Origin of the sequence: Rhodanobacter sp. FDAARGOS 1247, assembly GCF_016889805.1 — a bacterium.
GTDB lineage: Bacteria > Pseudomonadota > Gammaproteobacteria > Xanthomonadales > Rhodanobacteraceae > Rhodanobacter.
The window spans coordinates 2,517,282-2,542,723 of record NZ_CP069535.1 but is presented as its reverse complement, the minus strand read 5'-3'; the positions used below and the strand labels follow the sequence as shown (position 1 = coordinate 2,542,723).

Below are 25,442 nucleotides of genomic sequence, written 5' to 3'. Positions count from 1 at the left end.
AGCATCTGCCCGTACAACGGAGAACACTCATGACTCGACGTTTCAGTGGTGCAGGCAAGCTGGCGGCCATCGGCCTGGCGGTTGCGGCGGCGGTGGCGATGCCGCTGAGCGCCTCGGCGCGCGGACATGGCTACCATGGCGGCGGTTATCACGGTGGCTACCATGGCGGCTATCACGGTGGCTATTACCGTCACGGCGGTGGTCACTGGAGCGGCGGTCGCTGGATCGCCGGCGCGATCGTCACCGGCGCCGTGATCGGCCTGGTCGACAACGCCTTGCGCCCGGCGCCGGTGTATTACGACGCGCCGGTCTATCGCGAGCCGCGCACCGTGATCTACCGTGAGGAGCCGGTGGTCACCCGTCGCGTGGTGGAGACGCGCACCGTGGTCTACGACGACCCGTACCAGACGCGCTACATCCGCGACGATGGCTACGGTGACGATTGATCGCGCTCATCGCTGAAAACACTTGAACAGGGGCCCGGTCATCCGGGCCCCTGTCGTTTTGCGGGATGCTTCAGTCAGTGGGCGGGCAGGGTCGTGGGCTGTTCCGCGCCGCTGCCGTGACGCTTCGCCCTGGCGCTGAGCTCGTCGAAGCGCTGCTTGTCGATCCGGCTGACCGAATCGATCGCGCACGGCGGCTGCTGGCGCGAGCGCACGGTCTCGCCCGTCTCGCCGCAGATGCGCCCCCGATTGTTGATGGCATTGGAGCGGTTGGGGCGGAACATCAGTCCCGCTGGCACCATGCCCAGCCGCGGGCAGTCATGGCGCAATTCGACCAGGTAGCGTTTCGGGCCCGTGCGCACGATTGCGGTGCGTGCATCCACGATGTGCCATTCGTTGATCTGGGTCGTGTCGATGCACTCGCCGGCGGGCAGGGGCGGGTGGGCCGCCTTGTCGGCCGCCTGCGCGGTACCCGCGCAGGCGGCAAGGGCAAGCATCATCAGGGGAAGGATCAGTTTCATCGGACGTGCCTCGCTTTCTCGGGATGGTGCGAACCGTGATCCAGCCACGGCAGCTGCATGCCGCGATGTGCCGGCATGGGGAGAGCAGACGGAGTATCCGCGATACTCTTGTCACAAGAAGTGAACGGTTGATCCGCCATGCTGGGGAATATGCATGTGACCCGAGACTACATCACCGACTCCCGTTTCCCCGCTGGTACCGGGACGTCGTTCCGGAAGGCCGGCTGATGGCCTCGCGAACGCTGGCGGCGGAAGACATCGGCAGCCGCTTCGGCAAGGTGCGCGGGCGCAGCCTGGAACTTTGCGCCAACCTCAGCGCCGAAGACCTGCAGCTGCAATCGATGCCCGATGCCAGCCCCGGCAAATGGCACCTGGCCCACACGACCTGGTTTTTCGAACAGTTCGTGCTGGGGCGCGACCCGGCTTATCGGCCCCGTGATCCGGCGTGGCATTACCTGTTCAATTCCTACTACCAGTCGGTCGGGCCGATGCATGCGCGACCGCAACGCGGGCTGCTGTCGCGCCCCTCGCTGGACGAGGTGCGCGACTACCGCAGGCGCATCGACGACATGGTGGCCGACCTGCTGGCCCGCGAGGACGACGCCGAACTGTCCTCGCTGGTCGAGCTGGGCCTGCATCACGAGCAGCAGCACCAGGAACTCCTGCTGACCGACATCAAGCACGCGTTCTGGTGCAATCCGCTGCAGCCGGCGTATCGCGCGCCGATCCTCGCCGAGGCTGGCGCGAAGGCCGTGCCGCTGCGCTACATCGATGGCGGCGAGGGCATCGTCGAGATCGGCCATCGCGGCGAGGGTTTCGCCTTCGACAACGAAACCCCGCGCCACCGGACCCTGCTGCAGCCGCATGCGCTGGCCAACCGGCTGGTGACCAATGCCGAGTACCTGGTGTTCGTGCGCGAAGGCGGTTATCGCGAGCCCGGCCTGTGGCTGTCCGAAGGCTGGGCCACGGTGCAGCGCGAGGGCTGGCAGCATCCGATCTACTGGCAGGACGACCTGGCCAGCGAGTTCACCCTGGCCGGCGTGCGCGCGATCGATCCGCAGGAGCCGGTCTGTCACCTGAGCTATTTCGAGGCCGAGGCGTTCGCGCGCTGGGCCGGCGCACGACTGCCCACGGAAGCGGAATGGGAGTCGGCCGCGCAGGGCCTGCCGGTGCACGGCAACCTGCAGGACCAGGGGCGCTGCCAGCCGCAGCCAGCCGTGGCTGGCGAGGGTCTGCTGCAGATGTTTGGCGACGTGTGGGAGTGGACCGCCTCGCCCTATATCAGTTACCCGGGCTTTCGCCCGCTGCCCGGTTCACTGGGCGAATACAACGGCAAGTTCATGTGCGGGCAGTGGGTGCTGCGGGGCGGTTCGTGCGCCACGCCGCGCGACCATCTGCGCGCCACCTACCGCAATTTTTTTCCACCACACGCCCGCTGGCAGTTTGCCGGGCTGCGACTGGGACAGGATCGATGAGCAGCGTACAACCCTGCAGTACCGGCGACGACGATCGCCGCCCGCCACTGAACGACCTGCTGGCGATCGCCCGGCACGGCCTGGGCCTGAAACTCAAGCGCCTGCCTTCGTGGCTGTTCTACGACGAGCGCGGCTCGGCCCTGTTCGAGCAGATCTGCGAGCAGCCCGAGTATTACCTGACCCGCTGCGAAGTCGCCCTGATGGACGAGCACGCCGCCAGCATCGCCGACAGCCTGGGCAGCGAGGTGCGGCTGGTCGAATACGGCAGCGGCAGCGGCTTGAAGACCCGCATGTTGTTGCGCGAGATGCATGACCCGGTGTCGTACGTGCCCGTCGAGATCTCGCCGGCGCCGCTGAACGAGAGCGTGCGCAGGCTCGCCCTGGAGTTCCCGCAGTTGCCGCTGCAGCCGTTGTGCGCGGATTTCAGCAAGCCCTTGCGCCTGCCGATCCCGCCGCGCGCACCGCGCCGGACGGTGCTGTATTTCCCCGGTTCCACCATCGGCAATTTCGAGGCGCGCGACGCGGTGGACCTGTTGCGCAAGATGCGCAACGAGATGGGCGACGCGGGCGGCATCCTGATCGGCGTGGACCTGAAGAAGGACGTTGCGCAGATGGAAGCGGCCTACAACGATCGCACCGGCGTCACCGCCGAGTTCACGCTGAACATGCTGGCGCGGCTGAACCGCGAGATCGGCAGCGATTTCGATCTTTCAGCCTTTCGCCACCACGCGCGCTACAACCCGATGGCCGGCCGCATCGAGACGCATATCGTCAGCAGCCGCGAGCAGCAGGTGAAGATCGGCAGCAGCAAGGTGGGTTTCCGCGCCGAGGAAGTGATCCAGGTCGAATACAGCTGCAAGTACTCGCTGGAAGACTTCGCCGCCCTGGCCGAAAAGGCCGGGCTGGCGGTGATGCGCACCTGGCTGGACCCGCAACGGATGTTCAGCGTGCAATACCTGGTGCGCGCCAGCGCCGTGGCGCGCTGAGAGATTGTGATTCTTTCAACCTCGAAGCCCGGCCACGGATGGCCGGACATGAAGGAGTCACGCTAGAGACTGCTTCATGTGAGCGCGTCCGGGCATGTACCGGACGCGCGATAGAAGAAAACCACAGGAGGTGGTTTTCTTCACAGGCGCTGAGCGGCGACGGGCCGGCGCTAAGCCGGCCCTCCAGGGATCACTTCGCGCCGTAGAGCTGCTTCACGTCGGCGGTCAGCGCGGCCTGGCTGTCGGGCCGGGCGTAGAACATGTGGCCGCCCGGATATTCCTTGACCTGCACGCGCGACGGGTCGCCCATCGCCGGCATCTGGTCGACGGCCAGCACCGAGACCATGAACGGGCAGGACAGGTCGTCCCAGCCGTGGGCGATCAGCACGCGCAGGCCGGGGTCGTTGGCCACGGCCTGGCGCAGTTCCTTCACCGAGCCTTCCTGTGCGTCGTCGTCCTCGTGCCACAGGCGGTTCACTTCGTAGCTGAGCGCGTTGTAGCGGCCGTCGACCTTCCAGCCCACGGTCTGCGTGACGAAGTGGACCATCGCCGTGGTGGTCGGCGCGATGATACCGTTGAGGATCGGGTCGCCGGTCTGCTGGCGCGGCGCGTACGGGAACGGATCCCACGCGGTGACGTTGGAATCGTAGCGGCTGCCCAGCTTGCCCTCGGCGCGATACACCTCGCGCAGGTAGGCCTGGGTTTCGAGGCGGCCGCCGGAGCGCTTGACGAACAGCGGGTCCAGTCCGGTCAGGTCGGTGACCTTGCGGATCATCGCTTCGGTCGCGGCCGGGTCGGAACGACCCTTCATCAGGGTGGTGGCGTACTCGCCGCGCGTATAGGCGATGACCGGCGCCATCGTCTCGGCGCTGAGCTTGCCTTCGCGCTCCAGGTGCGCCGCCGCGATCGACGGCAGGGTGGTCATCCACGGCAGCGGCGAGACGGTGTCGTCGCTCCATGCGCCGGGGTCGAGATACGGCGAGATCAGCGTCACGCCGCTCATCGCCACGCCCAGCTGGGTCTGCATGTATTCGGTGATGCGCGGGCCGCGGAAACCGCCGTAGCTTTCGCCCACGTAGTACTTGCGCGCATCCATGCGGCCGTTCTTCACCAGCCAGTCGTACATGATCCGCGACAGGTACTTGATGTCGATGTCGGTGCTGTAGAACTGCTTTGTCGCCTCCTTGTCGTCGACCAGCGCGCGGCTGTAGCCGGTGCCGATCGGGTCGATGAAGACCAGGTCGGTGAAGCCCAGCCAGGTGCCGGGGTTGTCGTGCAGGGTGGGGCGCTCGGACGGCGAGTCGCCCTCGACGCCGAAGTCCACCTTCTTCGGGCCGATCGCGCCCAGGTTGAGGTAGACCGACGAGGCGCCCGGGCCGCCGTTCAGCGCAAACGTCACCGGCCGGTCGTTGCCGGCCATGGTGTAGGCGGTGAACACCACCTCGCCGGTAGTCTTGCCTTTCTCGTCCCGCACCGACAGCGAGCCGACGGTGACCGTGTACTTGAGCGTGCGGCCGTCGACCGTGGCGGTTTGCGTCACGTGCGCGTCGGCGGGGAACGGCGGCAGCTGGAAGCCATCCTTGCCCGCCGCCTGGGCGCTCGCCGCCGGCTTGTCGCTGTCGGCCGCGGCGGCCGGGGTGGTGAATCCAGGCAACAGCAGGGCGACCATCAGGGCGAACGGCAGGGACTTGCGCACAGGCCTCTCCTCGGGCGTAAAGACCGAAGCCTAAACGCGCGGCAGTTGCGCCGAGTGTGCTGAAAGGCATGGGTGGGCGCAGTCATGGCTCAGCCCGGCATGGCTCGCGGCTGCTCCAGCGTAGCCGGCGGCGCCACGCGTTCCATCCATGCGTCGAAGGCCAGCAGGAAGGACTGCAGCGACTGCAGCGTGGCGGTGTCGGTGAGCCAGCCCTGGGCATCGAAGCGCTCGGCGGCGCGGGCCACGAACAGGCTCGGCGCCGGCATCACCAGCGCGCCGCAGGTGTGCAGCACCTGGCGCAGCGAGGCCTGCGCCAGCCGGGTGCCCCACGGGCCGCTGCTGGCGCCGAGCACGGCGACCGGCTTGCCGGCGAGCACCTCGCCGATGGGACTCTCGCGCGACAGCCAGTCCAGCGCGTTCTTCAGCACGCCGGGGATCGCCTGGTTGTACTCGGGCGTGGCGATGACCAGGCCGTCCGCGGCGGCCACCGCGGCACGCAACGCCTGCACGCCGGCCGGACCGGCCGGATCGTGCGACTCCAGGTCCTCGTCGAACAGGGGCACGGCAGCTAGCGCGTCATGGACGTCCAGTTGCAGGCTCGCTGGCGCCTGCAGTGCGGCGGCGTGCAACAGGCGACGGTTCCAGGACTGGCGACGCAGGCTGCCGGCGAGGCAAAGCACGCGGCGGGCGGGAGTGGGGTGAAAGGTGGTCATCGCAAGTCTCCGGTCAGGTCAGGGTTTGATCAGCAACAGCGCGGCGCAGGCGACCAGCAAGGCGCCGCTGACGATGTCCACGCCGCGTCGCGCGATCGGCCGGGCCAGCCAGCGCGCCAGCGAGGCGCCGAGCGCGGCCCACAGCCACAGGCACAGCGTGGGGATCAGCACGAACATCGCCACCAGCAGCAGGTAATCGTGCGCATCGGAGGCCGGCATCGCGGCCAGCACGGTCACCACCAGCAGCCAGCTTTTCGGGTTGAGGAACTGGAAGCCGACCAGTCCCAGCGCGCCGGCAGGCAAACGCGACGAAGTCGTCGTGTCGCCTGGTGGCGACATCCCGGCGACGCACAGCGAAGCACCGAGCCAGGCCAGATACAGCGCCCCGGCCAGGGCGATCCAGCGTCGCAGCGACGGGAGTGCCGCAAAGACCGCCGCAGCGCCCAGCGCCGTCACCGCCAGCAACAACAGGCCGCCGAGCACGATGCCGGCGATCATCGGCATCGTGCGGCGCATGCCGACGGTGCCGGCCGCGCGCAGGATCACCAGGTTGTTCGGACCGGGCGTGATCGCGGCCACGCACAGCAGGCCGGCGGCGGCGAGCAGTTGCTCCATGGGTCGTTCTCCGCAATGGTCGAATGTCACCCATCATTGGCCATTCAGGTGGTCGATGAGTCGCTATCTATGGTCTAGAATTGCGACCATGAACGAGCTTCCGCTGAATGCGCTGCGCGCCTTCGCCATGGTCTACGCCCATGGCGGCGTGCGCGCCGCCGCGCGCGAGCTGGGCATGGCGCACTCCTCGGTAAGCCGGCACCTGACCGAACTGGATCGCTGGCTGGGCGTGCCCTTGCTGCGCGCCTCGGCCGGTCGCGGCGCGCTGGTGTTCACCCCGCAAGGTGAGGCGCTGGGGCGCGCCACGCTGGCCGGCCTGCGCGGCATCGAGCAGGCGGTGGCCACGTTGCGCGAGACCCGGCCGGCGCACGCGGTGACGCTGTCCACCTCGCCGTCGTTCGCGATCCGCTGGCTGCTGCCGCGCCTGCCCGCGCTGGAAAAGGCGCACCCGAAGATCGAGTTGTCGGTGCAGGTCGAGCAGCGGCTGGACGCGCTGGACGATGGCCGCATCGACCTGGCGATCCGCATGGGCACCGGGCCGTGGCCGGGATTGCATGCCGAAGCGCTGATGGACGATGCGCTGTATCCGGTGATGAGCCCGGCGCTGTGGCAGACGTCCGGACGTCCATCGAAGCCGGCGCAACTGGCTGGCCTGCGCCTGCTGCACGACCGCGATCCGCAGGCGTCGTGGGAAGCGTGGCGCAGCGTGCACGGACCGGCGAAGCTCGCGTTGCAGGGCGGCGCCCGCTACACCTCGTCCGACCTGGTGCTGCGCGCGGCGATGCAGGGGCAGGGCGTGGCGCTGGCGCGCCATCGGCTGGCCGCGGACGACGTCACGAATGGCAGCCTGCTGCGTCCGTTCGGCGAACTCGGCGTGCCGTTGGGAACTTCGTACTGGATCGTGCGACCGCCGGCGAAACCACGCGCGGCGGTGGCCGCGGTGATCGACTGGCTGCGCTGGCAGGCCGTGGGCACCGTGGCGCGCTGATCAGCCGCGCGCCAGCGCGCCCTCGACGAACTGCTGCAACTGCGCTGCGTTCAGTGCGCCGGACTGCCGCGCGATCTCGCGGCCCTGCCTGAACATGATCAGGGTGGGAATGCTGCGGATGTTGAAGCGCGCTGCGATCTGCGGTTGCGCCTCCGTATCCAGCTTGGCCAGCCGCAGGCGCGGCTCGAACTTGCCGGCGGCCTGCACGAATACCGGCGCGAAGCCGACGCACGGCCCGCACCACGGCGCCCAGAAATCCACCAGCACCGGCAGGTCGCCGCGGCCGGCGATCGCGTCGAAGTTCGCCGCGGTCAGTTCCGCCGGATGTCCCTCGAACAGCGCCTGCTTGCAGCGGCCGCAGTTCGGGTGCTCGGCCACGCGGTCGGCCGGCACGCGGTTGAGGGCGCTGCAGTGCGGGCACGGAATGGCAAGCGGTGTACTCATGGCAAACTCCGATCTCCGGCAGGCGCCGCGCGCCCATGCCGATCAGATGGCGGCTGGCCAGCGTGAATCCAAGTCGAGTCCACAAGCCCGGAACCTCGCTGCTGCGCATCGGACTGCTTGCGCTGGGCATGCTGTGGACTTTGCCCAACAGCGCGGCGGGACTGTTGCTCGGCTGCATCGCGCTGCCGTTCGGCGCGCGGATGCGCTGGCAGCGGCGGGAGCGGGCGGTGGTGGTGCGAAGCTGGCCGTGGGGCGCGGGCGGCGCGCTGACGCTGGGCAATGTGATCGTGCACACCGGGCCGCAACTGGATGTGGCGTGCGTCACCTATGCCCATCGCGCCGGCCGATGCGTGGAGCCGGCGATCTCGCTGGCCGACCACGAACGCGCGCACGTCTATCAGTACATGCTGCTGGGGCCCCTGTTCCTGCCGGCTTACCTGGTGTGCGGCGGGATCAGCGTACGCAATCCGTTCGAGCGCGCGGCGGATCGTTACGCACTCCATGGCCGCGGTTGGTGGCCATGGAGTGCGTGACAGCCGGTGACGCGTGCAGTCCGAACCCGCCCGTGGACGGGCGTGGCAGGGCTGCGATCGCGCGGCACGGGAAAGCTCGAGGGGAAACGGGCGGAAGATTGCAGGCCTCCGCCCATGTCCAGGGGTGAATCGCGTTCCCGCACGACGATTCAGTGGCCCGGGTGTTCGTCCTTGCGGTGGTCTGACTGTTTCTGCTTCGGCTTGCCGTGATCCGATCGAGCCGGTGAAGCATGGCCGGCTGCTTGCGTGGAGTGCTGCGTCGGCGCTCGATTCTGCGGTGCGGGACGGCTGGACTGCACCGGTCGACCGGACGGCGTCGGCCGTGGCGTCGCATGCTGCGGCGGCCGCGAGACGGGCGGCCGGGTCGGCCGAGGTGCGTTGTCCTGCGCAGGCCGGTGGTCGCCGCTTGGGTGCGGAGACTGGCCAGGACGAGGCAGCACCGGCCGCGCCGCCGCCGGCGGCCGGTGGATCGGCGGACGTCCGTAGCCGGGCGCACCATGCACCGGTGGTCTGTAAGGGTGGCGCATCGGTGGCGGCGGCGGTCGATGCACGATGCGGCGGTGATACCAGTGATCGCGCTCGCGATAGAACGGACGGCTGCGGTAGTAGTTGTCCCAATAGGTGCCGATCACGAAGGTGATGATCGGAATGCCGATCCGTGCTCCGTACGCCGGCAGCAGCACGGGCCCGTCCCGATATTCGTATTCGACGTAGTTGCCGGCCACCCAGCCGCGGTTGCCGTAGACGATCACGTCGCACCATTCCCAGCCCTCGGTGCAGCCTTGCACGTTGACCTCGGTGCCCGCGGGAATCACGTCGATCAGCGGATAGCCCGGATCGGGGCCGGCGCGAAGATTGACGTTGCCGGTGACGTAGCCATCCTCGGCGTGTGCCAGCGCCGGTACGGCCAGCGACAACGACGCCAGCGACAATGATGCAAGCGCAAATCGGGCCAGGCGTTTCATGGCGATCTCCCGCAGGTGGATGTCGCCTGCAGTATGCGCGGGCCACGTGACGGCATCGTCGGTGAAACGACGGCAGGTTATCTGCGGTACATCGCGCTTGACTCAACTTGCCGTGCGCGCAACGAAACGCAACGCCACCGAGTTCATGCAGTAGCGCAGGCCGGTCGGTGCGGGGCCATCGTCGAAGACATGGCCGAGGTGGCTGTCGCAGCCCTTGCAGCTGATCGCGGTGCGGGTCATGCCGAACAGGTGGTCGCTCTGCTCGATCACGTTGCGCGCGGCGATCGGCTGCCAGAAGCTGGGCCAGCCGGTGCCCGAATCGAATTCGGCGGCGGCGTCGTACAACGCGGTGTCGCACGCCCTGCAGCGGAACAGGCCGGCCACGGCGGGGCGCTCGTGCTCGCCGCTGAACGCGCGTTCGGTGCCGTCGCGCCGCATGATGTCGTAGGACGCCGGCGGCAGGCGCTGCTGCCACTGGGCGTCGGTCAGCACCAGTCGCGGTATTTCGCGGGGGCCCAGATCGCGGCCGTGGTCGTCGAAGATTTCCACCAGCACCTTGCCGGGCTGGCCGACCGGCGTGCTGGCCGCGGCGCGCACGCGCGAGGCGAGCAGGCCGCCGCCGGCCAGCAGCACGGCACCACCGCCGAGCGCGGCGCGCAGGAAGCGGCGGCGATCCATCGCGAGGGTTTGTTCAAGTCGTGACATGGCAACCTCCGGAACGGTGGGTGGGGAATCAGCCGAAGGTGAAGGCGAAGGCCTGCACGCCCGGGTCGAGGAAGGTGATTTCGAACAGCCGCTCGCCACTGCCGTTGGCCTGGCGCACCAGCTGGTAGAGACGCTGGCTGTCGATCGTGCCGTTGCCGTCGGCATCGGTATCCATGCCGTGGTCGGCGCCGGGCGGCTTGCCGTCGATGGTGACGCGGAAGCGGACCGGCTTGCCGTCCGCCGCCGGGCCCAGCACCAGGTGCAGGTCGCGACCGCGGAAGCGGTAGACGATGGCGCCGCCGGCTTGTTCAAGCCGGGCATTCTCGTCGCGTACCGTCCAGCGGCCGTCGAGCGACCACTGGTTGGCCGCCAGCGCGCTCGGTGCGTGATAGTCATGCGCGTCGTCGTGCGCGACCCGGCCGCCGACGAAGTTGCGGGCGCGGGCGTAGCCGACATAGGTTTCCGGCGAACGGGTGGGATCGTCCGACGCGGCCGCCTCGACGCCACGATGGTCGTCGCTGACGTAACCGCCGGGCAGGTTCTTCTGGCCCGCCTCGGTGAGCAACTGGCGGATCACGTCCTCGCTTTGCCGGTACTCGCCTTCGCCGAAGTGGTGATGGCGGATCTGCCCCTGCGTGTCGATGAAGTAATGCGCGGGCCAGTACTCGTTGTTGAAGCCTTTCCAGATCGCGTAGTCGTTGTCCAGCGCGACCGGGTAGTCGACGCCCAGGCCCTTCACCGCCTTGGCCACGTTGGCCGGGTCCTTCTCGAAGGCGAACTCCGGCGCGTGCACGCCGATCACCACCAGGCCGTGGTCCTTGTACTTGTCGGCCCAGCCGCGCACGTAGGGCAGCGAGCGGATGCAGTTGATGCAGGAGTAGGTCCAGAAATCGACCAGCACTACCTTGCCGCGCAGCGATTCGGTGCTCAGCGGCGCGCTGTTGAGCCACTGCGTGGCGCCGGCCAGCGACGGCATCGTGCCTTCCACCGGCAGCGGTTCACCGGCCTTCAGCACCGGCTGGGGAGCAGGTGCGGGGCGCACGGCGTTGATCAGTTTCTGTTCGATGCCGCCGGTGCTGGCCAGCGACACGCGGGTGAGCAGGCCGGTGTCCAGGCCCAGCGCGATCGCGGCCACGCCGCACAGCACCAGCGCGCCCAGCGCCCGGCGTACCCATTCGCCGGCACCCAGCGAGCGCTTCATCAGGGCGAACACCTTGCCGCCGATCAGCAGCGCCAAGCCCAGCGAGGTCGCCGCGCCAGCGGCGTAGGTGAGCAGCAGCAGGGTGGTCTGCACGCTGGCGCCGTTCAGCGCCGCGCCGGTCAGCAGCAGGCCGAGGATCGGCCCCGCGCACGGCGCCCACAGCAGGCCGGTGGCCACGCCCAGACCGGCAGAGCCCCAGATGGAATCGCCGTCGGTGGCGGAACGTTGCGACAGGCGATTGCCCAGCGCCACGAACGGGCGGGTGATCCATTCGGCCAGGTGGGTGGACAGCAGGGTCAGGCCCAGGAAGGCCAGCACCACCAGCGCGATGATCCGGCCGTACTGGTTCGCGTGCACCGCCCAGCCGCCGCCCAGCGCCGCCAGCGTGGCCACGCCGGCGAAGGTGATCGCCATGCCCAGCAGCATCGGGAAGCCGTTGCGCATGAACGGCTTGTCCGATCGGGCGAACACGAACGGCAGCACCGGCAGGATGCAGGGGCTGAGGATGGTCAGGACGCCGCCGAGATAGGCGAGGATCAACACGAGCATGGGATGTCATCCGTGGGTGGTTGTCTGGTCTTTCGCCGGGGGACCGTCGCCGGTTACCCGAGGTTTACGAGGTAACCCGGGCGGCGGATGCGGCGAAACAGGGTGAGGGTCACACGATGGAACACGCATGTCGCAAGCCTTGACTGCCAACGGCCTGTTGGGCCTAGATAGCGGACTTTGTTTGCGGACGGGTCCCCGCCGGATCGTGCCAGTCGACTTTACCGAAGCCCGCGACAGCGAGTCGCCCGACCAGCGTCGGGCGGCCTGGATGGCGGCTGCCCAGGCCGGCGACCGGCGTGCCTACGAGAAGCTGCTGGCCGACTCGGTGGCATTGATCCGCGCCGCCGCGCGGCGCCAGGGCGTGGCGCCGGACCATCTGGATGACGTGGTGCAGGAAACCCTGATCACCGTGCATCGGGTGCGCCATACCTACGACCCGGCGCGCTCGTACGACGCCTGGCTGACCGCGATCGCCAGTCGCCGCGCGATCGACGCCCTGCGCAGCCGCGGTCGGCGCGACAGTCGCGAGGTGCACGACGAGTACGCCTTCGACAGCCATGCCGACGAAGGCGATGCCAGCTCCGCCAGCGAGAGCGACGAGCGCGCGCAGCGCCTGCGCGACGCGATCGCCGAGTTGCCGCCGGGCCAGCGCGAGGCCATCGAGCAACTGGGCCTGCGCGAACGCTCGCTCAGCGAGGCGGCCGAGCTGACCGGGCGCAACACCGGCGCGCTGAAAGTGAACCTGCATCGCGCGCTGAAGGCGTTGCGCGAACGTTTCCATGGAGAATCCTGAGGCCATGTCCGAGCTGCGACCGCATGAGGCACTGATCGACCGGCTCGGCACCGAACTGGTGCCGGTGCGACGCCTGCTGCCGCCGTGGCAGCGCACGGCGGGGTGGCTGCTGACGGTGGTGGCGATCGCGGCGTTGCTGGTGATGCATTACGGCATCCAGCCGATGCGCCTGCGCTGGGCGGCAACCCCCGACCTGGCGTGGGCCGGCCTTGGCGCGGTGGCGACGGCGATCAGTGGCGCGTGGGCGGCGTTCACGCTGGGCGTGCCGGGGCGCAGCCGCGCCTGGGCATGGCTGCCGCTGCCCGCGGCGGTGTTGTGGATCGGCGCCAGCGGACTGGGTTGCCTGCGCACGTGGATCGCGCCGGGTACCGAGGTGGCCGGCCTGCATCAGTCGGCCGACTGCCTGCTGTTCATCATCAGCTTCTCGGTGCCACTGTCGGCGTTGCTGGTGATCCTGTTGCGCCGCGCCTGTCCGCTGCGACCGGTGCGCACCGCGGTGATGATCGGCCTGGCCAGCGCGGCCGCCTCGGCCAGCCTGCTGGAGATCTGCCACGCCTACGATTCGGCCGCCACCGACCTGCTGACCCACGCGGCGGCGGTGGCCTTCGTGGTGGCCGTCAATGCGGCGATGGGCGGACGCCTGTTGTCGAAGGCGTAGGGATTCCGTTCAATCCCGGAAGTTGTCGAACTGCAGCGGCAGTTCCACGTCCGCCTTGCGCAGCACGGCCATCGCTTCCTGCAGGTCGTCGCGCTTCTTGCCGCTGACGCGCAGCTTGTCGCCGTTGATCTGCGCCTCGACCTTGAGCTTGGCCGCCTTCAGCGTGGCCACCAGCTTCTTTGCCACCGGTTGCTCGATGCCCTGCTTGACGGTGATCTTCTGCCGGGCACCGCCCAGGTTCACTTCCGGCTCGCCCATGTCCAGCGCGCGGATGTCGATCTTCCGGGCGGCCAGGCGACCGCGCAGGATGTCCAGCATCTGCTGCAGCTGGAAGTCGCTGGGCGCGCTCTGGGTGATCACCGAATCGTCCAGCACGTACTTCGCGTCCACGCCCTTGAAGTCGAAGCGGGTGCCCAGCTCGCGGTTGGCCTGGTCGATCGCATTGGTCAGTTCGTGCTTGTCGACTTCGGAGATCACGTCAAAGGAAGGCATGGCGGTGGCTCGCTGGGGAACAGGCCTGGAAGTGTAAGCGATGCGACTGGGCGATAATGCGCGACCAGCAGCGGGCGGGAACCCTTATTCGTGAAAGTGGACGTGTTGATCATCGGCGCCGGCGCCGCCGGCCTGATGTGCGCGATCGCCGCGGGGCAGCGCGGCCGCCGCGTGCTGGTGGTCGACCACGCGAACAAGGTCGGCAAGAAGATCCTGATGTCTGGCGGCGGGCGCTGCAATTTCACCAACATGGGTACCACGCCGGCCAACTACCTGTCGGCCAATCCGCACTTCGCCAAGTCGGCGCTGGCGCGTTACACGCCGTGGGATTTCATCGCCCTAGTCGAGAAGCACCGCATCGCGTACCACGAGAAGGAACTGGGCCAGCTGTTCTGCGACGATTCGTCGAAACAGATCGTGCGCATGCTGCTGGACGAATGCGCTGCCGCTGGCGTCACGGTGGAGGCGAGCTGCGGCGTGCAGCGCGTGCGCAAGACGCCGGAGGGTTTCAGCGTGCACACCGCGCGCGGCGAGGTGCATGCCGAATCGCTGGTGGTGGCTTCCGGCGGCCTGTCGATTCCCAGCATGGGCGCCAGCGGTTTCGGCTACGAACTGGCGCGACAGTTCGGCCATCAGGTCTTGCCCGTGCGCGCCGGCCTGGTGCCGCTGACCTTGAGCGGCAAGCATCAGGAGCATTACCAGGACCTGGCCGGCGTGGCCTTGCCGGTCGTGGAAAGCCGCGTGGGCAGGCAGGGTTTTCGCGCCGGCCTGCTGTTCACCCATCGCGGCATCAGCGGGCCGGCGATCCTGCAGATTTCTTCCTACTGGCAACCCGGCGACGACCTGCGCATCGACCTGCTGCCGGACAGCGATGTCGGCGCGCACCTGGTCGAACAGCGGGCGGCGCGACCGCTGGCCGAACTGAAGACCGTGCTGGGCGAGCTGCTGCCGAAGCGCCTGGCGCAACGCCTGTGCGAGCAGTGGTTTGAGAATCGGCCGATGCGCCAGTACCGCGACGCCGAGCTGGTGCAGGTTGGCGCGCAGCTCAACGCCTGGCCGATCACCGCCAGCGGCACCGAGGGCTACCGCACCGCCGAGGTCACCCTGGGCGGCGTCGACACCGACGGCATCTCCTCCAGCACCATGCAGTCGAAGCTGGTGCCGGGGCTGTACTTCATCGGCGAGGTGGTCGACGTCACCGGCTGGCTGGGTGGCTACAACTTCCAGTGGGCGTGGGCTTCGGGCCAGGCAGCCGGCGCCATGGCCTAGGGTCCTGATCCGCTCGGCACAAGTCACTTGACGCCCCCGGTCCGCGGCCGCAGCATCGCCGGACAGGATCTCCCGGCGCGGCTCGCTGGATGCCCGGGAACGCAGGCTCTTCATCCAAGGGAAGCAGGCCATGGCCACGGTGGAAAACGGCAAGCTGATCGACCCGGAAGTCGAAGTGAAGCTCTACACGTCGATCGAGCATGGTGCCCTGACGTCGGTCGCCTCGATCGTGCTGCACCGTACCGATTCCTCGTCGGCCACCGGCACCCTGAGCGCCTACGAAGGCGGCAAGACCACCGGCGCGCATTTCCTGATCGACAAGTTGGGCAAGATCTACCAGACCGCCCGCGTCGACCAGGTGTGCTGGCACGTGGGCATCCTGGTGGCGCGCTGCCAGGCGGAAAGCAACTGCGATCCCCAGGAGCTGAAGACGATCACCGCGCTGCTCCACGAGAAAGGCCTGTCGTTCAGCACGCGGGCGAAGAACCTTTCGCGCCATGAAGTGGCCAAGACCTATCCGCAGCGGTATCCGGCCAACAGCGACTCGCTGGGCATCGAGGTGGTGGGGAAATTCGTGGCCGCTGACAAGGCGTTCGAGCTGCCGACGCCGGAGCAGCTGAAGTCGGTGAAATACCTGGTGGACATCCTGGTCGCCCAGTTCAAGCTCAACCTGCTCAGCGACGTCTACGCCCACGGCGCGATCGCCCGCAAGGAAGTCTCCGAGGGTGCCCAACTGCTGCAGTCGCTGCTGACTGGAGCCAAGCCATGAGCGTGTTGCAGACGGTGGTGGTCGCGTCGCTGCTGGGCATCGCCCTGATCGCCTGCGCGCCGGTGCGCCACGACGATGCGGTCGAGGTGGCTTCGCTGGCGCGGCAGATCGACACGTCGCGGCCCGACCACGACATGTGCAGCTCGCTGACCCTGACCCGCGCCGACGTGGCGACCTATTTCCGGCTGGCCGACGAAGTCGATGGCCAGACCTTCCACGACGAGGCGATGATCCTGCCGTGCAGCTACAGCGGTTCGATCAAAATGTCGGGGCAGTTGCGGCAGTGGCAGATCTTCGCCGGCGGCGCGGCCTACCTGTCCGACAGCCACGGCCTCAACAAGCGTTACCTGTGCCGGCAACGCTGCCTGGACGCGCTGCCCGGCCTGCAGTAGCCCGCCGCGCGCGACGATCCGCGGCGGCGCTTCGCGATACCTGAACGCGACGCGTGCTTGACTGCGTGCTGGTTCATGTCGAGGAAGGTTTCATGAAAGTCGGATTCATCGGTCTCGGTGCCATGGGCAGCGCGATGGCCAGCAACCTGATTGCCGCGGGGCACAGCGTCACGGTGTGGAATCGCTCCGAGGCGGCTTGCGCGCCGCTGGCATCACTGGGTGCCAAGGTGGCCAGCACGCCCGATCGCGCCGCCCAGGGCGACGTGCTCTGCAGCATGCTGGCCAACGACCAGGCCGTGCGCGAGGTGTTCCTGGAACACGCCCTGCTCGATGCGATGGATCGGGGCATGGTGCATGTGAACCACGCCACCATCTCGGTGGCGCTGGCGCAGGAACTGGCGCAGGCCCACGAAGAGCGCGGGCTGGCCTACGTGGCCGCGCCGGTGTTCGGCCGGCCGGACATGGCCGCGGCGGCGAAGCTCAACATTCTCGCGGCGGGTCCGACCGCGGCGATCGAGAAGGTGCAGCCGCTGCTGCAGGCGATGGGCAGCAAGGTGTGGCCGATGGGGGATGCGCCGGAGCGTGCGAACGTGGCGAAGATCGCGGGCAACTTCATGCTCGCCAGCGCCATCGAAAGCATGGCCGAGGCCACCGCGCTGACCCGTGCCTATGGCGTGGGCGCGGCGGATTTCCTCGAGGTGATGACCCATACGCTGTTCGCCGCGCCCGCGTATCAGGGCTACGGCCAGCTGATCGCCGAGCAGCGCTTCAAGCCGGCCGGGTTCGCCCTGCCGCTGGGCTACAAGGACGTGGGGCTGGCGCTGGCGGCGGGTGATGCGGCGCGGGTGCCGCTGCCGTTTGCCGGCGTGTTGCGCGACAGCCTGCTGGAGGCGCTGGCTGCCGGCGACGAGGAACTCGACTGGTCGGCACTGGCCCTGGTGGCGGCTCGCCGCGCGCATCTGGACGAGCGCTGAAAACGCTGCGCTTCGCGTTGAGAACGCTGCGCTTCTAGGAGAGCGAAGTTTCCCAGTGCAGGTTGCCGTCGACCACGGTGCGGCTGCAGCCGCCGACCCAGATCGCATCGGCGTCGATGTGCACGACCAGGCGCGCATCGTGGCCGATCTCGCGGCCCTGGCTGACTTCGTAGCCGCGAGCGAGCAGTCCGTGCGGTTCGGCGTGGGCGAGGTAGGCGGCGATCAGGCCGTTGGCCGCGCCGGACGCGGGATCTTCGACGATGCCCACACCGGCCGGGAAGGCGCGCACCACCAGTTGCCGCCCGCTGTCGGCGCGAGCGAATGCGCACAAGCCCATGCTGTCGCTCGCCTGGGCCAGCGCCAGGATTGCCGCGTGTTCCGGCTGCCATGCACGCAGGCTGGCCTCATCGGCGACCTCGGCCAGCCACCAGCGCCGGCCACCGTCGACCAGGGCGGGCGGCAGCAGGCCGGTCCGGATGCCGGCCAGCGCCGCGGGTAGCAGGGGATGGGCATCCAGTCCGGTGGACAGCACGCGCTCGCCGGGCGATTGCAGCAGCAGCTCGCGTGTTTCGCCGTGGCCCACGATGCGGATCGGCAACACGCCGGCGCCGCATTCCTGCCACAGCATCCCGTCGCGTGGCTCGACCAGGCCGCAAGCCAGTGCGGCATGGGCGCTGCCGATGCTGGGATGGCCGGCGAACGGGATCTCCTTGTGCGGCGTGAAAATGCGCACGCGATAGCTGGCCTTCGGATCGGTCGGCGGCAGCAGGAAGGTCGTCTCGACCAGGGCGGTCCAGCGGGCGAAGCGCTGCATCGCCGCGGTACTCCAGGTGTCCGCGCCGATCACCACGCCCAGATGATTGCCACCGCCAGCGGTGGCTGCGAAGACGTCCAGGTGCAGGTAGCGGAGCAGGGTCATGGCATCCATCAGCTCGGTTCACCGGGCGCCAGGCGCCGCGTAAAGCGCCGAATGATAGCGGGCGCGCGCGCCCGGCGGCAGTAACGATTCGTCATGTCGGTGTAAGCACGGCACATAAGCGCCATGGCGAGGTGGAAGCTTTCCGTCGCTCGGTGGCAAGCCACGCATCGAGTCGACAAGCCATGGCGCTGGCCCCAAGATGCGTGTTTTTGCTGCCCGACGCGGAACCGTCCATGCCGATCACCCTGCTCATCATCGCCATCACCTGCATCGTCTCGTTCATGGCGTTCAACAACAGCCGCCTGATGAACGACCTGATCCTGTGGCCGCCGGCGATCACCCGCCAGCGTGAATACCACCGCCTGGTGACCTACGGCGTGGTGCATGCGGATGCCATGCATCTGCTGTTCAACATGGTCACGCTGTTCTTTTTCGGCCGGGCGATGGAGAGTTTCTTCGCCGCGCGCCTGGGCACGCTGGGTTTTGCGCTGTTCTACATCGGTGGCCTGGTGGCATCGATCCTGCCGACCTATCTGAAGAACCGGGCCAATCCGAACTATCGCAGCCTTGGCGCTTCCGGCGCGGTGTCGGCCGTGCTGTTCTCCTTCGTCCTGCTGGCGCCGTGGTCGCGCATCATCGTGCTGGTGATCCCGATGCCCGCGATCGTCTATGCAGTGCTCTACACCGGTTATTCGATCTACATGGATCGGCGCGGACAGGGCAACGTCAATCACAGCGCGCACCTGTGGGGTGCGGCTTATGGCGTGTTGTTCACCCTGCTGGTCGAGCCACGCGTGCTGGGACATTTTCTCAACGCGCTGATGCAACCGACCTTCCGATGATGAACGGTTTCTGCATTGCGAAATGCCCGGCGCGGCCGAGGCGTGCATACTGGGACGCACTACGTCATCGATCACCGCAGGAGAACTAACGCATGGCCACGTCCAGAAAGTTGGTTGCCAAGAAGTCCGCGGCAAAGAAGTCGGTTTCCCGCAAACCCGCCGCCTCCACCAAGGCAGCTCCGCGCAAGGCGGCAGCCAGCAAGGTCGCAGCGAAGAAAGCTCCCGGCAAGAAGACCGGCGTGACTAAAAAGGCCGTCGCGAAGAAGACGGTTGCCGGGAAGTCGGCGGTCAGGAAGGCGGTGACGAAGAAGGTTCCGGCCGCGAAGAAGGCGGCGGTGAAGAAACCCGCAGCCAGGAAGGTGGCGGCCAAGAAGCCCGTGGCGAAAAAGGCGCCGGCCAAAAAATCTGCGGTGAAGAAGGCCCCGGTCAGGAAAGTCGCGGTGAAGAAGGCGGTTTCAAAAAGGCCCGTCGCGAAGAAGGCGGCCGCCCGCAAGCCGGCGAGCGCGAAATCCGTGGCCCGGAAGCCGGTCGCGAAGCGAGCCGCTGCCCCCGCGCCGATGGCCAGGAAACCTGCCGCGAAGAAACCGATCGCGAAGAAACCCGCGGCCGTGTCTCCCGTTCGGACGGCCACGCCGCGGAAGCCGGCCGCCACCCGCAAGCCGCCGATGGAAGCGCCGATCGAGCACATCAGCCAGGAAGACGCCGTGGCGAAGATCCAGGCCTTGCTGGAGGCGAAGAACGAGCGGGTGCGTCAGGGACCGACCTGGCCGGATGCCAACCCGGCCCAGCCGGGAGGCGGTCATGCCGAGCTGCATCCTTCGGCAACCGGTGAGATCGAGGGTTCCGATGGCCGCGTGCTGGCACCGCAACGTGGCGAGCAGGCCAAGCGCGGCAACAGCTGAGTCGCACCTGCCGGGCCGGAGGGTTCATGGCCGGCGTGTGGTAGCGGACATGGCCGGCGGTTGAACGCCGGTTTCTCGCGCAGGTGGCTTTTAGCGCCCGTTCAAGCGGTTGGCCGCAGTCTGGCGATGCACATCCACAGCGGGGACAGGTCATGAAACGCGTTCTATCCGGTCTGCTCATGGTGGTCGCCGCGGCGACACTGTCGGGCTGTTACTACGATCCGGGCTACAGCTACGTGCGTGGTTCGGGTGACGCCGGCGATGCCTACTATGGCGACGGCGGCGCCACCTATGTGGCGCCGTCCTACTACGGTGGCTACTACGGCAACGGTTATTACGGCTACGGCGGCGGCTACTACGGTTGCTGCTATGCACCCGGTGTGAGCGTTGGCGTGGGCAGCGTCTGGTACGGCGGTTCGCGCTACCGGCGCGACGACTACCGTGGACGCCGCGACTACGATCGTCATGCCGGGCATTGGCAGGGGCGTTCCGATGGCGGCCATCGAGGCGACGGCGGCAGGGAATACCACGGCAGTGATCGCCGGGGTTCCCAGGGTTCCGACTCGCACGGCTCCGGACAGCGTTCGCATGGCAGTGGCGGAGGCGGGCATGGCGGCAGCCACGGCCATCGTGACCGTGGCAATGATCGCCACTGACGCCCGGCACTAGCGGCAGGGAATGCGCGCTGCCGGTTCTGCATGCGGGCTGTTGCCGAGGCTCATCGCAGTCATTGCGGTGAGCCTCTTGTCGTGTGGCTGCAACAGTCTTCGCTACTACGCGCAGGCCGTGCACGGACAGGGCAGCCTGGTTTTCCATCGGCGTGCGCTGGACAAGGTGATCGCTGATCCCGCCACGCCGGCGTCCCTGGCCACGCGGCTGCGCCTGGCGCAGCAGGCGCGGGCGTTCGCCAGCAGGCATCTCGCGCTGCCCGACAATCGCAGCTATGCGACCTATGTTTCGCTGGACCGCCCGTACGTGGTGTGGAACGTGTTCGCCACGCCGCGCTACTCGGTGCAGGCGGTGCCGCAGTGCTTTCCGATCGCCGGCTGCGTCGCCTACCGGGGCTGGTTCAGCGAGGCCGCCGCGCAGCAGGATGCGGCGCGGCTGCGCGCCCGCGGCGACGACGTGTGGGTCGGGGGCGTGCCGGCCTATTCGACCCTGGGCTGGTTCGACGATCCGATCCTGTCGAGCATGCTGCGCTGGGACGACGACGAACTGGACGGCACGATCTTCCATGAGCTGGCCCACCAGCTGGTCTACGTGAAGGGCGACACGACGTTCAATGAATCGTTTGCCAGCTTCGTGCAGCAGGAAGGCCTGCGCCAGTGGCGCCGCTCGCGCGGACTGCCGCCCGCGGATGGCCGCCGCCAGGCGATGGAAGATGGCTTCACCCGGCTGGTGCTCGACCTGCGCAACCGGCTGAGCATCGTCTACGCGGACGGTGGCGATCAGGCGACGATGGAGGCGGGCAAGCAGCGCGAGCTGGCGGCGTTCCGTGTCCGCTATGCGCAGTGGCGCGACAGCCAATGGCCGGATGAGCACCGGTATGACGCCTGGGTTGCCGCGCCGATCAACAACGCCCGCCTGCTTCCGTTCGGCCTGTACGGGCAATGGACGCCCGCGTTCGCCGCACTGTTCGCGCAATCGGAGCGCAGCTGGCCCGCTTTCTACGCTGAGGTTCGGCAGTTGGCTCGCAAGCCGAAGGCCGAACGCGACGCTGCGCTGCGCCAGCTGTGCAACGGTGCCTGTTCCGGGGCAGACTGAAGCCCCGATCGCCGGAGTGTCGCCATGGTCAATGCCGAAAAGCGGGAGCTGATCCAGCGCTACGTCGAGGCCTACAACCGTTTCGACGTGGACGGCATGCTGGCCACGCTGACGCCGGACATCCTGTTCGAGAACATTGCGGACGGCCAGCTCAACGTCGCCACGCATGGCACGACCGAGTTCCGCCAGCTGGCCGAGCAGGGTACGGCGCTGTTCACCGAGCGCCGGCAGTCGATCACCGCCTGGGAGTTTCGGCCGGCTTCCGTGCTGGTGACGATTGCCTGGCGCGGCGTGTTCGCCGCGGACGTGCCCGACGGCCCGCGTGCAGGCGCCGAGCTGACGCTGCAGGGCGAGTCGGAATTCGAGTTCGCCGGTGGGCGGATCAGCCGGATCGTCGACCGCAGCTGAGCCGTACGGCGGTCACGGCGTGGACTTGCGTCCGGCCATGTGCCGCAAATAGCCCAGCACGGCGTCCAGGTCCGCGTCGGAAAGCGCGCTGCGGTCGAAGCCGGGCATCTTCGCCTGCGGCCACCGCCGCAGCGACTGCGGGTCGCGAATGAAGGCGCGCAGCAGGTCGCCGCGCAGGTATTCGGTGGGATTGTGCGGCAGGTTCAGATCCGGGCCGAGTTTCGCGTCGCCCTGGCCGTTGAGCGTATGGCAGGCCAGGCAGGTGTGCTGGAACACCACGAAGCCCTGTCGCACCTGGCTGTCGGAGGGCAGCGACGGGTCGGGCTGCAGGGCAGGGAAGCGCGCGGCGACCCCGGCCAGCTTGCGGATGGCGGCCAGCTGGTATGGCCATTGTTCCGGGCCCACATGAGCGGCCTGTGGCCGGGTCCAGACCACGTAGAACGGTCCCGCGCTGCCCTTGTCGCGAGGCAGTCGGGGCCACGGTTGCGCCGGGTCCTCGATCGCCAGCCAGGCCGTGCTGCCTTTCCCGTTCAGCAGCAGGGCAGCGGGGATTTCGGCGGCAAAGCCGTCGCTGGCCACGAACTGCAGGTGGTCGCCGGCGTCGAGCCCTTGCAGCAGATCGTTCAGCGGCACCGCGCGATAGCGCATCGGTCGGCCGAAGGCCACGTCGTCAGGCACGTTGATCGTGCGCACGTCGCCGCGTTTCAGCAGCGCTTCGGTTTGCCAGGTGGTCGGGCCGTGGCCGAGATCGATTTTCAGTTCGGCGGCGGTGGCCGGCAGCAACAGGTTCAGGGCGAACAGGCCGGCGATCAGCAGTTTCATGGTGGACTCCGACGGGAAGCGGCGATCGTAGAACACAAGGGATGCCCCGTGGCGACAGCGCGCGTTTCGGACAGCCTGTCGCCCAGCTGAACGAAACCCGTCATGCACATTGAACTCACATGGGCTCACCCACACTAAGCCTGTGTATCGCCGTGATGGCGACAAAAAGTGAGGCAGCTCATCGCATCACTGAGGGGTCGGCATTTCCTCCCCTGGATGCCACCTGACAAGCCCCATCAGTCCTCCCCTGGCTGATGGGGTTTTTTTTGTCCATCGCATGGGCGCGGCTGCGGCATGGATAATGGACCATTCCCGTTCGCCGCTGGGCCACTGATGATCATCGAATCGCTGCTCGACACCGACCTGTACAAGTTTTCCATGATGCAGGTGGTCTTGCACCAGTATCCCGCGGCCCAGGTCGAGTACCGCTTCAAGTGCCGCACGCCGAACGTCGACCTGGTGCCGTACATCGACGAGATCCGCGGCGAACTGAAGGCGCTGTGCCAGCTTCGCTTCAGGCCGGACGAGCTCGACTACCTGCGCACCTGGCGTTTCATCAAGAGCGACTTCGTCGATTTCCTGGGGCTGTTCCAGCTCAACGAGAAGTACGTGGACATCGCGCCGGCCGCCGCAGGCAACGGCGAGATCGAGATACGCATCCGCGGGCCGTGGCTGCACACCATCCTGTTCGAGGTGCCGCTGCTGGCGATCGTCAACGAGGTGTACTTCCGCAACACCAGCACCGGCCTCGACCTCGGCGAAGGGCGCCGGCGCCTGCAGGCGAAGATCGCCCTGCTGCGCGACACGCCGGATTACGGCGGTTGCAAGATCGCCGACTACGGCACGCGCCGGCGCCACTCGCGGGTGTGGCAGGAAGAAGTGGTGACGGCGCTGCGCGACGGACTCGGCGCCCAGCTGGCCGGCACCAGCAACGTGTGGCTGGCGCGCAAGCTCGACCTGACGCCGCTGGGCACGCTGGCGCACGAATACCTGCAGGCGCACCAGGCGCTGGGCCCCCGCCTGCGCGATTCGCAGGTGGCGGCGCTGGAGGCCTGGGCGAAGGAATACCGGGGCGACCTCGGCATCGCGCTGTCGGACGTGTACGGGCTGGACGCCTTCCTGCGCGACTTCGACATGTACTTCTGCAAGCTGTTCGACGGCACCCGCCATGATTCCGGCGATCCGTTCGCCTGGGGCGACAAGGTGCTGGCGCACTACTGCGCGAACCGGGTCGATCCCCGCGGCAAGGTGCTGGTGTTCAGCGACGGGCTGGACATACCCAAGGTGATGCAGCTGTACGAGCACTTCCGCGGCCGCTGCCTGCTGGCGTTCGGCGTGGGCACCAACCTCACCAACGACGTGGGCCCGGTGCCGCTCAACATCGTGATCAAGATGATCCGCTGCAACGGCCAGCCGGTGGCCAAGCTCAGCGACTCGCCCGGCAAGAACATGTGCGAGGACGAGAAGTACGTGGCGTATCTGCGGCAGGTCTTCGACATCCCCGCATCGCAGGGGTGAGGCGAGTTTCTCCTCCCTGCTTGCAGGAGTGTGGGTTGCTCGGGCGGGCGAGGAAGGTCAGGAGCACCCCACCCCAACCCTCCCCTGCAAGCAGGGGAGGGAGTGCCAAGGTCAGAACGCGGGCAGCACGGCGCCGTGGTACTTCTGTTCGATGAACGCCTTGATCTCGGGACTGGTCAGTGCCTTGGCCAGTTTCTGCACGCGCGGGTCGTTCCGGTTGTCGGGGCGGCCGACCAGGTAGTTCACGTAGGGTGAGTCCCTGTCCTCGATCAGCAGCGCGTCCCTGGTGGGGTTCAGCCCGGCAGCCAGCGCGTAGTTGGTGTTGATCAGGGAGAGATCCACCTCGTCCAGCGTTCGGGGCAGCATCGCCGCTTCCAGCTCGCGGAACTTCAGCTGCTTCGGATTCGCCGTGATGTCCTTCAGCGTGGCCATCTCGTCGTTGGGGTCCTTCAGCGTGATCAGGCCGTGCCTGGCCAGCAACAGCAGCGCGCGGCTGTTGTTGCTGGGGTCGTTGGGCAGGGTGACGCTGGCGCCGTCGGGCAGCTGGTCGATGCTCGTGTACTTGCGCGAATAGGCGCCGAACGGCTCGATGTGCACGCCGGCGATGGTCACCAGATTGGTGCCGCGCTCGCGGTTGAACGCATCCAGGTACGGCCTGGTCTGGAAGTAGTTCAGGTCGATGTTTTTCTCGGCCACCTGGGTGTTCGGCTGCACGTAGTCGGCGAATACCCTGATCTGCAGGTCCACGCCCTGTTTCGCCAGCAGCGGTTTCACCTGCTTGAGGATCTCGGCATGGGGAACCGCGGTGGCGGCCACGGTGAGGACGTGATCGTCCTGTTCCGGCGCGGAGCAGGCCGTCAGCGAGAGCAGGATCAGGGTCGTGGCGAGGAAGACGTGCAGCAGTTTCATGGCGGAGCTTCGCTTGTGCAATGCACAATAATAGACGTCTATACCGCCAAACACAAATCGTGCGATGGCGCCGACGAGGACGCGTCAGACCTTGGGTCGGGAGCAGTAGCCAGCCAGCAGGAGCAGGGCCAGGGTGGCGGCGAGGGCGGCGAGCAGCAATTCCAAGGCGGCGATTCC

The 25,442-nt window shown here is 67.8% G+C and carries 29 protein-coding genes and 1 pseudogene; 18 read left to right on the top strand and 12 right to left on the bottom strand.

Annotated elements, in window-relative coordinates; all coding sequences use genetic code 11:
* The first annotated feature begins 29 nt into the window (after window positions 1–29).
* A complete protein-coding gene (locus I6J77_RS11670) occupies window positions 30–446 on the top strand; it encodes a hypothetical protein (RefSeq protein ID WP_204109120.1) in 417 nt (138 codons plus the stop codon).
* 74 nt (window positions 447–520) lie between these two features.
* Here the strand turns inward: I6J77_RS11670 and I6J77_RS11665 are convergent, their stop codons facing one another.
* A complete protein-coding gene (locus I6J77_RS11665; protein ID WP_204109119.1) occupies window positions 521–964 on the bottom strand; it encodes a DUF6491 family protein in 444 nt (147 codons plus the stop codon).
* 227 nt (window positions 965–1,191) lie between these two features.
* Here I6J77_RS11665 and egtB point away from each other — a divergent pair, with 227 nt between their 5' ends.
* Window positions 1,192–2,439 (top strand): ergothioneine biosynthesis protein EgtB, encoded by a 1,248-nt coding sequence (gene egtB / locus I6J77_RS11660; RefSeq protein WP_204109118.1) that lies wholly within the window; start codon window positions 1,192–1,194, stop codon window positions 2,437–2,439.
* On the top strand, window positions 2,436–3,425 hold the full coding sequence (egtD, locus tag I6J77_RS11655; protein WP_204109117.1) for an L-histidine N(alpha)-methyltransferase: 990 nt from the start codon (window positions 2,436–2,438) through the stop codon (window positions 3,423–3,425). Before egtB ends, egtD begins: the two co-directional genes overlap by 4 nt.
* 190 nt (window positions 3,426–3,615) lie before the next feature.
* On the opposite strand, the gene I6J77_RS11650 is transcribed toward egtD, so the two are convergent.
* The 3 genes from I6J77_RS11650 to I6J77_RS11640 all read right to left on the bottom strand — a co-directional run bounded on the left by I6J77_RS11650 (window position 3,616) and on the right by I6J77_RS11640 (window position 6,449).
* The gene (locus I6J77_RS11650; protein WP_204109116.1) at window positions 3,616–5,121 is read right to left on the bottom strand and encodes a S10 family peptidase; all 1,506 of its coding nucleotides are present in this window, start codon (window positions 5,119–5,121) and stop codon (window positions 3,616–3,618) included.
* Window positions 5,122–5,210: 89 nt separating this feature from the next.
* Window positions 5,211–5,834: an NADPH-dependent FMN reductase gene (locus I6J77_RS11645; RefSeq protein ID WP_204109115.1), complete on the bottom strand. Its 624-nt coding sequence runs from the start codon at window positions 5,832–5,834 to the stop codon at window positions 5,211–5,213.
* Window positions 5,835–5,852: 18 nt separating this feature from the next.
* Entirely contained in the window at window positions 5,853–6,449 is a 597-nt protein-coding gene (locus tag I6J77_RS11640) for a LysE family translocator (protein ID WP_204109114.1), read from the bottom strand.
* A gap of 88 nt (window positions 6,450–6,537) precedes the next feature.
* Here I6J77_RS11640 and I6J77_RS11635 point away from each other — a divergent pair, with 88 nt between their 5' ends.
* On the top strand, window positions 6,538–7,437 hold the full coding sequence (locus I6J77_RS11635) for a LysR substrate-binding domain-containing protein (protein ID WP_204109113.1): 900 nt from the start codon (window positions 6,538–6,540) through the stop codon (window positions 7,435–7,437).
* On the opposite strand, the gene trxC is transcribed toward I6J77_RS11635, so the two are convergent.
* Window positions 7,438–7,881, bottom strand: a complete 444-nt coding sequence (gene trxC / locus I6J77_RS11630) for a thioredoxin TrxC (protein ID WP_056717723.1) — start codon at window positions 7,879–7,881, stop codon at window positions 7,438–7,440.
* A 128-nt stretch (window positions 7,882–8,009) separates the two neighbouring features.
* Between trxC and I6J77_RS11625 the strand changes: the two genes are divergently transcribed.
* Window positions 8,010–8,414 carry a hypothetical protein gene (locus I6J77_RS11625; protein WP_204111473.1) on the top strand — a complete coding sequence of 135 codons (405 nt, stop codon included), beginning with the start codon at window positions 8,010–8,012 and terminating at the stop codon, window positions 8,412–8,414.
* A 149-nt stretch (window positions 8,415–8,563) separates the two neighbouring features.
* Here the strand turns inward: I6J77_RS11625 and I6J77_RS11620 are convergent, their stop codons facing one another.
* From I6J77_RS11620 to I6J77_RS11610, 3 genes are all read right to left on the bottom strand, one after another.
* Window positions 8,564–9,379: an SH3 domain-containing protein gene (locus I6J77_RS11620; protein WP_204109112.1), complete on the bottom strand. Its 816-nt coding sequence runs from the start codon at window positions 9,377–9,379 to the stop codon at window positions 8,564–8,566.
* A gap of 102 nt (window positions 9,380–9,481) precedes the next feature.
* Entirely contained in the window at window positions 9,482–10,084 is a 603-nt protein-coding gene (gene msrB / locus I6J77_RS11615; protein ID WP_204109111.1) for a peptide-methionine (R)-S-oxide reductase MsrB, read from the bottom strand.
* 28 nt (window positions 10,085–10,112) lie between these two features.
* Window positions 10,113–11,834 carry a cytochrome c biogenesis protein DipZ gene (locus I6J77_RS11610; RefSeq protein ID WP_204109110.1) on the bottom strand — a complete coding sequence of 574 codons (1,722 nt, stop codon included), beginning with the start codon at window positions 11,832–11,834 and terminating at the stop codon, window positions 10,113–10,115.
* Between the two features lie 205 nt (window positions 11,835–12,039).
* Here I6J77_RS11610 and I6J77_RS11605 point away from each other — a divergent pair, with 205 nt between their 5' ends.
* Complete coding sequence (locus tag I6J77_RS11605) at window positions 12,040–12,627, top strand: RNA polymerase sigma factor (protein WP_239308948.1); 588 nt, start codon at window positions 12,040–12,042, stop codon at window positions 12,625–12,627.
* A 4-nt stretch (window positions 12,628–12,631) separates the two neighbouring features.
* The gene (locus I6J77_RS11600) at window positions 12,632–13,285 is read left to right on the top strand and encodes an NrsF family protein (protein WP_204109109.1); all 654 of its coding nucleotides are present in this window, start codon (window positions 12,632–12,634) and stop codon (window positions 13,283–13,285) included.
* Window positions 13,286–13,294: 9 nt separating this feature from the next.
* Here the strand turns inward: I6J77_RS11600 and I6J77_RS11595 are convergent, their stop codons facing one another.
* Window positions 13,295–13,777 carry a YajQ family cyclic di-GMP-binding protein gene (locus tag I6J77_RS11595; protein WP_056767544.1) on the bottom strand — a complete coding sequence of 161 codons (483 nt, stop codon included), beginning with the start codon at window positions 13,775–13,777 and terminating at the stop codon, window positions 13,295–13,297.
* Window positions 13,778–13,867: 90 nt separating this feature from the next.
* On the opposite strand from I6J77_RS11595, the gene I6J77_RS11590 reads away from it, so the two are divergent.
* From I6J77_RS11590 to I6J77_RS11575, 4 genes are all read left to right on the top strand, one after another.
* On the top strand, window positions 13,868–15,046 hold the full coding sequence (locus tag I6J77_RS11590; protein WP_204109108.1) for an NAD(P)/FAD-dependent oxidoreductase: 1,179 nt from the start codon (window positions 13,868–13,870) through the stop codon (window positions 15,044–15,046).
* Between the two features lie 130 nt (window positions 15,047–15,176).
* A complete protein-coding gene (locus I6J77_RS11585; RefSeq protein ID WP_204109107.1) occupies window positions 15,177–15,815 on the top strand; it encodes a peptidoglycan recognition family protein in 639 nt (212 codons plus the stop codon).
* On the top strand, window positions 15,812–16,207 hold the full coding sequence (locus I6J77_RS11580) for a hypothetical protein (protein WP_204109106.1): 396 nt from the start codon (window positions 15,812–15,814) through the stop codon (window positions 16,205–16,207). The genes I6J77_RS11585 and I6J77_RS11580 overlap by 4 nt, the downstream gene beginning before the upstream one ends.
* A 92-nt stretch (window positions 16,208–16,299) precedes the next feature.
* Window positions 16,300–17,181, top strand: coding sequence for an NAD(P)-dependent oxidoreductase (locus I6J77_RS11575; RefSeq protein WP_204109105.1), 882 nt, complete (start codon window positions 16,300–16,302; stop codon window positions 17,179–17,181).
* Window positions 17,182–17,215: 34 nt separating this feature from the next.
* Here the strand turns inward: I6J77_RS11575 and I6J77_RS11570 are convergent, their stop codons facing one another.
* Complete coding sequence (locus I6J77_RS11570) at window positions 17,216–18,100, bottom strand: PhzF family phenazine biosynthesis protein (RefSeq protein ID WP_204109104.1); 885 nt, start codon at window positions 18,098–18,100, stop codon at window positions 17,216–17,218.
* Between the two features lie 233 nt (window positions 18,101–18,333).
* Between I6J77_RS11570 and I6J77_RS11565 the strand changes: the two genes are divergently transcribed.
* The 6 genes and pseudogenes from I6J77_RS11565 to I6J77_RS11545 all read left to right on the top strand — a co-directional run bounded on the left by I6J77_RS11565 (window position 18,334) and on the right by I6J77_RS11545 (window position 22,016).
* Window positions 18,334–18,942 carry a rhomboid family intramembrane serine protease gene (locus tag I6J77_RS11565; protein WP_204109103.1) on the top strand — a complete coding sequence of 203 codons (609 nt, stop codon included), beginning with the start codon at window positions 18,334–18,336 and terminating at the stop codon, window positions 18,940–18,942.
* A 92-nt stretch (window positions 18,943–19,034) separates the two neighbouring features.
* Window positions 19,035–19,547 (top strand): annotated as a pseudogene (locus tag I6J77_RS17795) (histone H1-like repetitive region-containing protein); the annotation flags it as partial.
* 60 nt (window positions 19,548–19,607) lie between these two features.
* Window positions 19,608–19,844 (top strand): hypothetical protein, encoded by a 237-nt coding sequence (locus I6J77_RS17790; protein ID WP_239309316.1) that lies wholly within the window; start codon window positions 19,608–19,610, stop codon window positions 19,842–19,844.
* A 152-nt stretch (window positions 19,845–19,996) separates the two neighbouring features.
* A complete protein-coding gene (locus I6J77_RS11555) occupies window positions 19,997–20,500 on the top strand; it encodes a lipoprotein (RefSeq protein ID WP_239308946.1) in 504 nt (167 codons plus the stop codon).
* Window positions 20,501–20,579: 79 nt separating this feature from the next.
* Window positions 20,580–21,608, top strand: coding sequence for an aminopeptidase (locus tag I6J77_RS11550; protein ID WP_204109101.1), 1,029 nt, complete (start codon window positions 20,580–20,582; stop codon window positions 21,606–21,608).
* A 24-nt stretch (window positions 21,609–21,632) separates the two neighbouring features.
* Window positions 21,633–22,016: a nuclear transport factor 2 family protein gene (locus I6J77_RS11545; protein ID WP_204109100.1), complete on the top strand. Its 384-nt coding sequence runs from the start codon at window positions 21,633–21,635 to the stop codon at window positions 22,014–22,016.
* Window positions 22,017–22,028: 12 nt separating this feature from the next.
* On the opposite strand, the gene I6J77_RS11540 is transcribed toward I6J77_RS11545, so the two are convergent.
* Complete coding sequence (locus I6J77_RS11540) at window positions 22,029–22,838, bottom strand: cytochrome c (protein ID WP_204109099.1); 810 nt, start codon at window positions 22,836–22,838, stop codon at window positions 22,029–22,031.
* A 333-nt stretch (window positions 22,839–23,171) separates the two neighbouring features.
* Here I6J77_RS11540 and pncB point away from each other — a divergent pair, with 333 nt between their 5' ends.
* Entirely contained in the window at window positions 23,172–24,356 is a 1,185-nt protein-coding gene (pncB, locus tag I6J77_RS11535) for a nicotinate phosphoribosyltransferase (RefSeq protein ID WP_204109098.1), read from the top strand.
* A 111-nt stretch (window positions 24,357–24,467) separates the two neighbouring features.
* On the opposite strand, the gene I6J77_RS11530 is transcribed toward pncB, so the two are convergent.
* On the bottom strand, window positions 24,468–25,265 hold the full coding sequence (locus tag I6J77_RS11530) for a MetQ/NlpA family ABC transporter substrate-binding protein (protein ID WP_204109097.1): 798 nt from the start codon (window positions 25,263–25,265) through the stop codon (window positions 24,468–24,470).
* Window positions 25,266–25,442: the final 177 nt, after the last annotated feature.

Excerpts from the sequence above, each read along its gene's own strand:
- I6J77_RS11670 (WP_204109120.1), top strand. The coding sequence starts at position 30 with ATGACTCGACGTTTCAGTGGTGCAGGCAAGCTGGCGGCCATCGGCCTG.
- I6J77_RS11665 (WP_204109119.1), bottom strand. The coding sequence starts at position 964 with ATGAAACTGATCCTTCCCCTGATGATGCTTGCCCTTGCCGCCTGCGCG.
- egtB (WP_204109118.1), top strand. The coding sequence starts at position 1,192 with ATGGCCTCGCGAACGCTGGCGGCGGAAGACATCGGCAGCCGCTTCGGC.
- egtD (WP_204109117.1), top strand. The coding sequence starts at position 2,436 with ATGAGCAGCGTACAACCCTGCAGTACCGGCGACGACGATCGCCGCCCG.
- I6J77_RS11645 (WP_204109115.1), bottom strand. The coding sequence starts at position 5,834 with ATGACCACCTTTCACCCCACTCCCGCCCGCCGCGTGCTTTGCCTCGCC.
- I6J77_RS11640 (WP_204109114.1), bottom strand. The coding sequence starts at position 6,449 with ATGGAGCAACTGCTCGCCGCCGCCGGCCTGCTGTGCGTGGCCGCGATC.
- I6J77_RS11635 (WP_204109113.1), top strand. The coding sequence starts at position 6,538 with ATGAACGAGCTTCCGCTGAATGCGCTGCGCGCCTTCGCCATGGTCTAC.
- trxC (WP_056717723.1), bottom strand. The coding sequence starts at position 7,881 with ATGAGTACACCGCTTGCCATTCCGTGCCCGCACTGCAGCGCCCTCAAC.
- I6J77_RS11625 (WP_204111473.1), top strand. The coding sequence starts at position 8,010 with ATGCTGTGGACTTTGCCCAACAGCGCGGCGGGACTGTTGCTCGGCTGC.
- I6J77_RS11620 (WP_204109112.1), bottom strand. The coding sequence starts at position 9,379 with ATGAAACGCCTGGCCCGATTTGCGCTTGCATCATTGTCGCTGGCGTCG.
- msrB (WP_204109111.1), bottom strand. The coding sequence starts at position 10,084 with ATGTCACGACTTGAACAAACCCTCGCGATGGATCGCCGCCGCTTCCTG.
- I6J77_RS11610 (WP_204109110.1), bottom strand. The coding sequence starts at position 11,834 with ATGCTCGTGTTGATCCTCGCCTATCTCGGCGGCGTCCTGACCATCCTC.
- I6J77_RS11600 (WP_204109109.1), top strand. The coding sequence starts at position 12,632 with ATGTCCGAGCTGCGACCGCATGAGGCACTGATCGACCGGCTCGGCACC.
- I6J77_RS11595 (WP_056767544.1), bottom strand. The coding sequence starts at position 13,777 with ATGCCTTCCTTTGACGTGATCTCCGAAGTCGACAAGCACGAACTGACC.
- I6J77_RS11585 (WP_204109107.1), top strand. The coding sequence starts at position 15,177 with ATGGCCACGGTGGAAAACGGCAAGCTGATCGACCCGGAAGTCGAAGTG.
- I6J77_RS11580 (WP_204109106.1), top strand. The coding sequence starts at position 15,812 with ATGAGCGTGTTGCAGACGGTGGTGGTCGCGTCGCTGCTGGGCATCGCC.
- I6J77_RS11575 (WP_204109105.1), top strand. The coding sequence starts at position 16,300 with ATGAAAGTCGGATTCATCGGTCTCGGTGCCATGGGCAGCGCGATGGCC.
- I6J77_RS11570 (WP_204109104.1), bottom strand. The coding sequence starts at position 18,100 with ATGACCCTGCTCCGCTACCTGCACCTGGACGTCTTCGCAGCCACCGCT.
- I6J77_RS11565 (WP_204109103.1), top strand. The coding sequence starts at position 18,334 with ATGCCGATCACCCTGCTCATCATCGCCATCACCTGCATCGTCTCGTTC.
- I6J77_RS17790 (WP_239309316.1), top strand. The coding sequence starts at position 19,608 with ATGGAAGCGCCGATCGAGCACATCAGCCAGGAAGACGCCGTGGCGAAG.
- I6J77_RS11555 (WP_239308946.1), top strand. The coding sequence starts at position 19,997 with ATGAAACGCGTTCTATCCGGTCTGCTCATGGTGGTCGCCGCGGCGACA.
- I6J77_RS11545 (WP_204109100.1), top strand. The coding sequence starts at position 21,633 with ATGGTCAATGCCGAAAAGCGGGAGCTGATCCAGCGCTACGTCGAGGCC.
- I6J77_RS11540 (WP_204109099.1), bottom strand. The coding sequence starts at position 22,838 with ATGAAACTGCTGATCGCCGGCCTGTTCGCCCTGAACCTGTTGCTGCCG.
- pncB (WP_204109098.1), top strand. The coding sequence starts at position 23,172 with ATGATCATCGAATCGCTGCTCGACACCGACCTGTACAAGTTTTCCATG.
- I6J77_RS11530 (WP_204109097.1), bottom strand. The coding sequence starts at position 25,265 with ATGAAACTGCTGCACGTCTTCCTCGCCACGACCCTGATCCTGCTCTCG.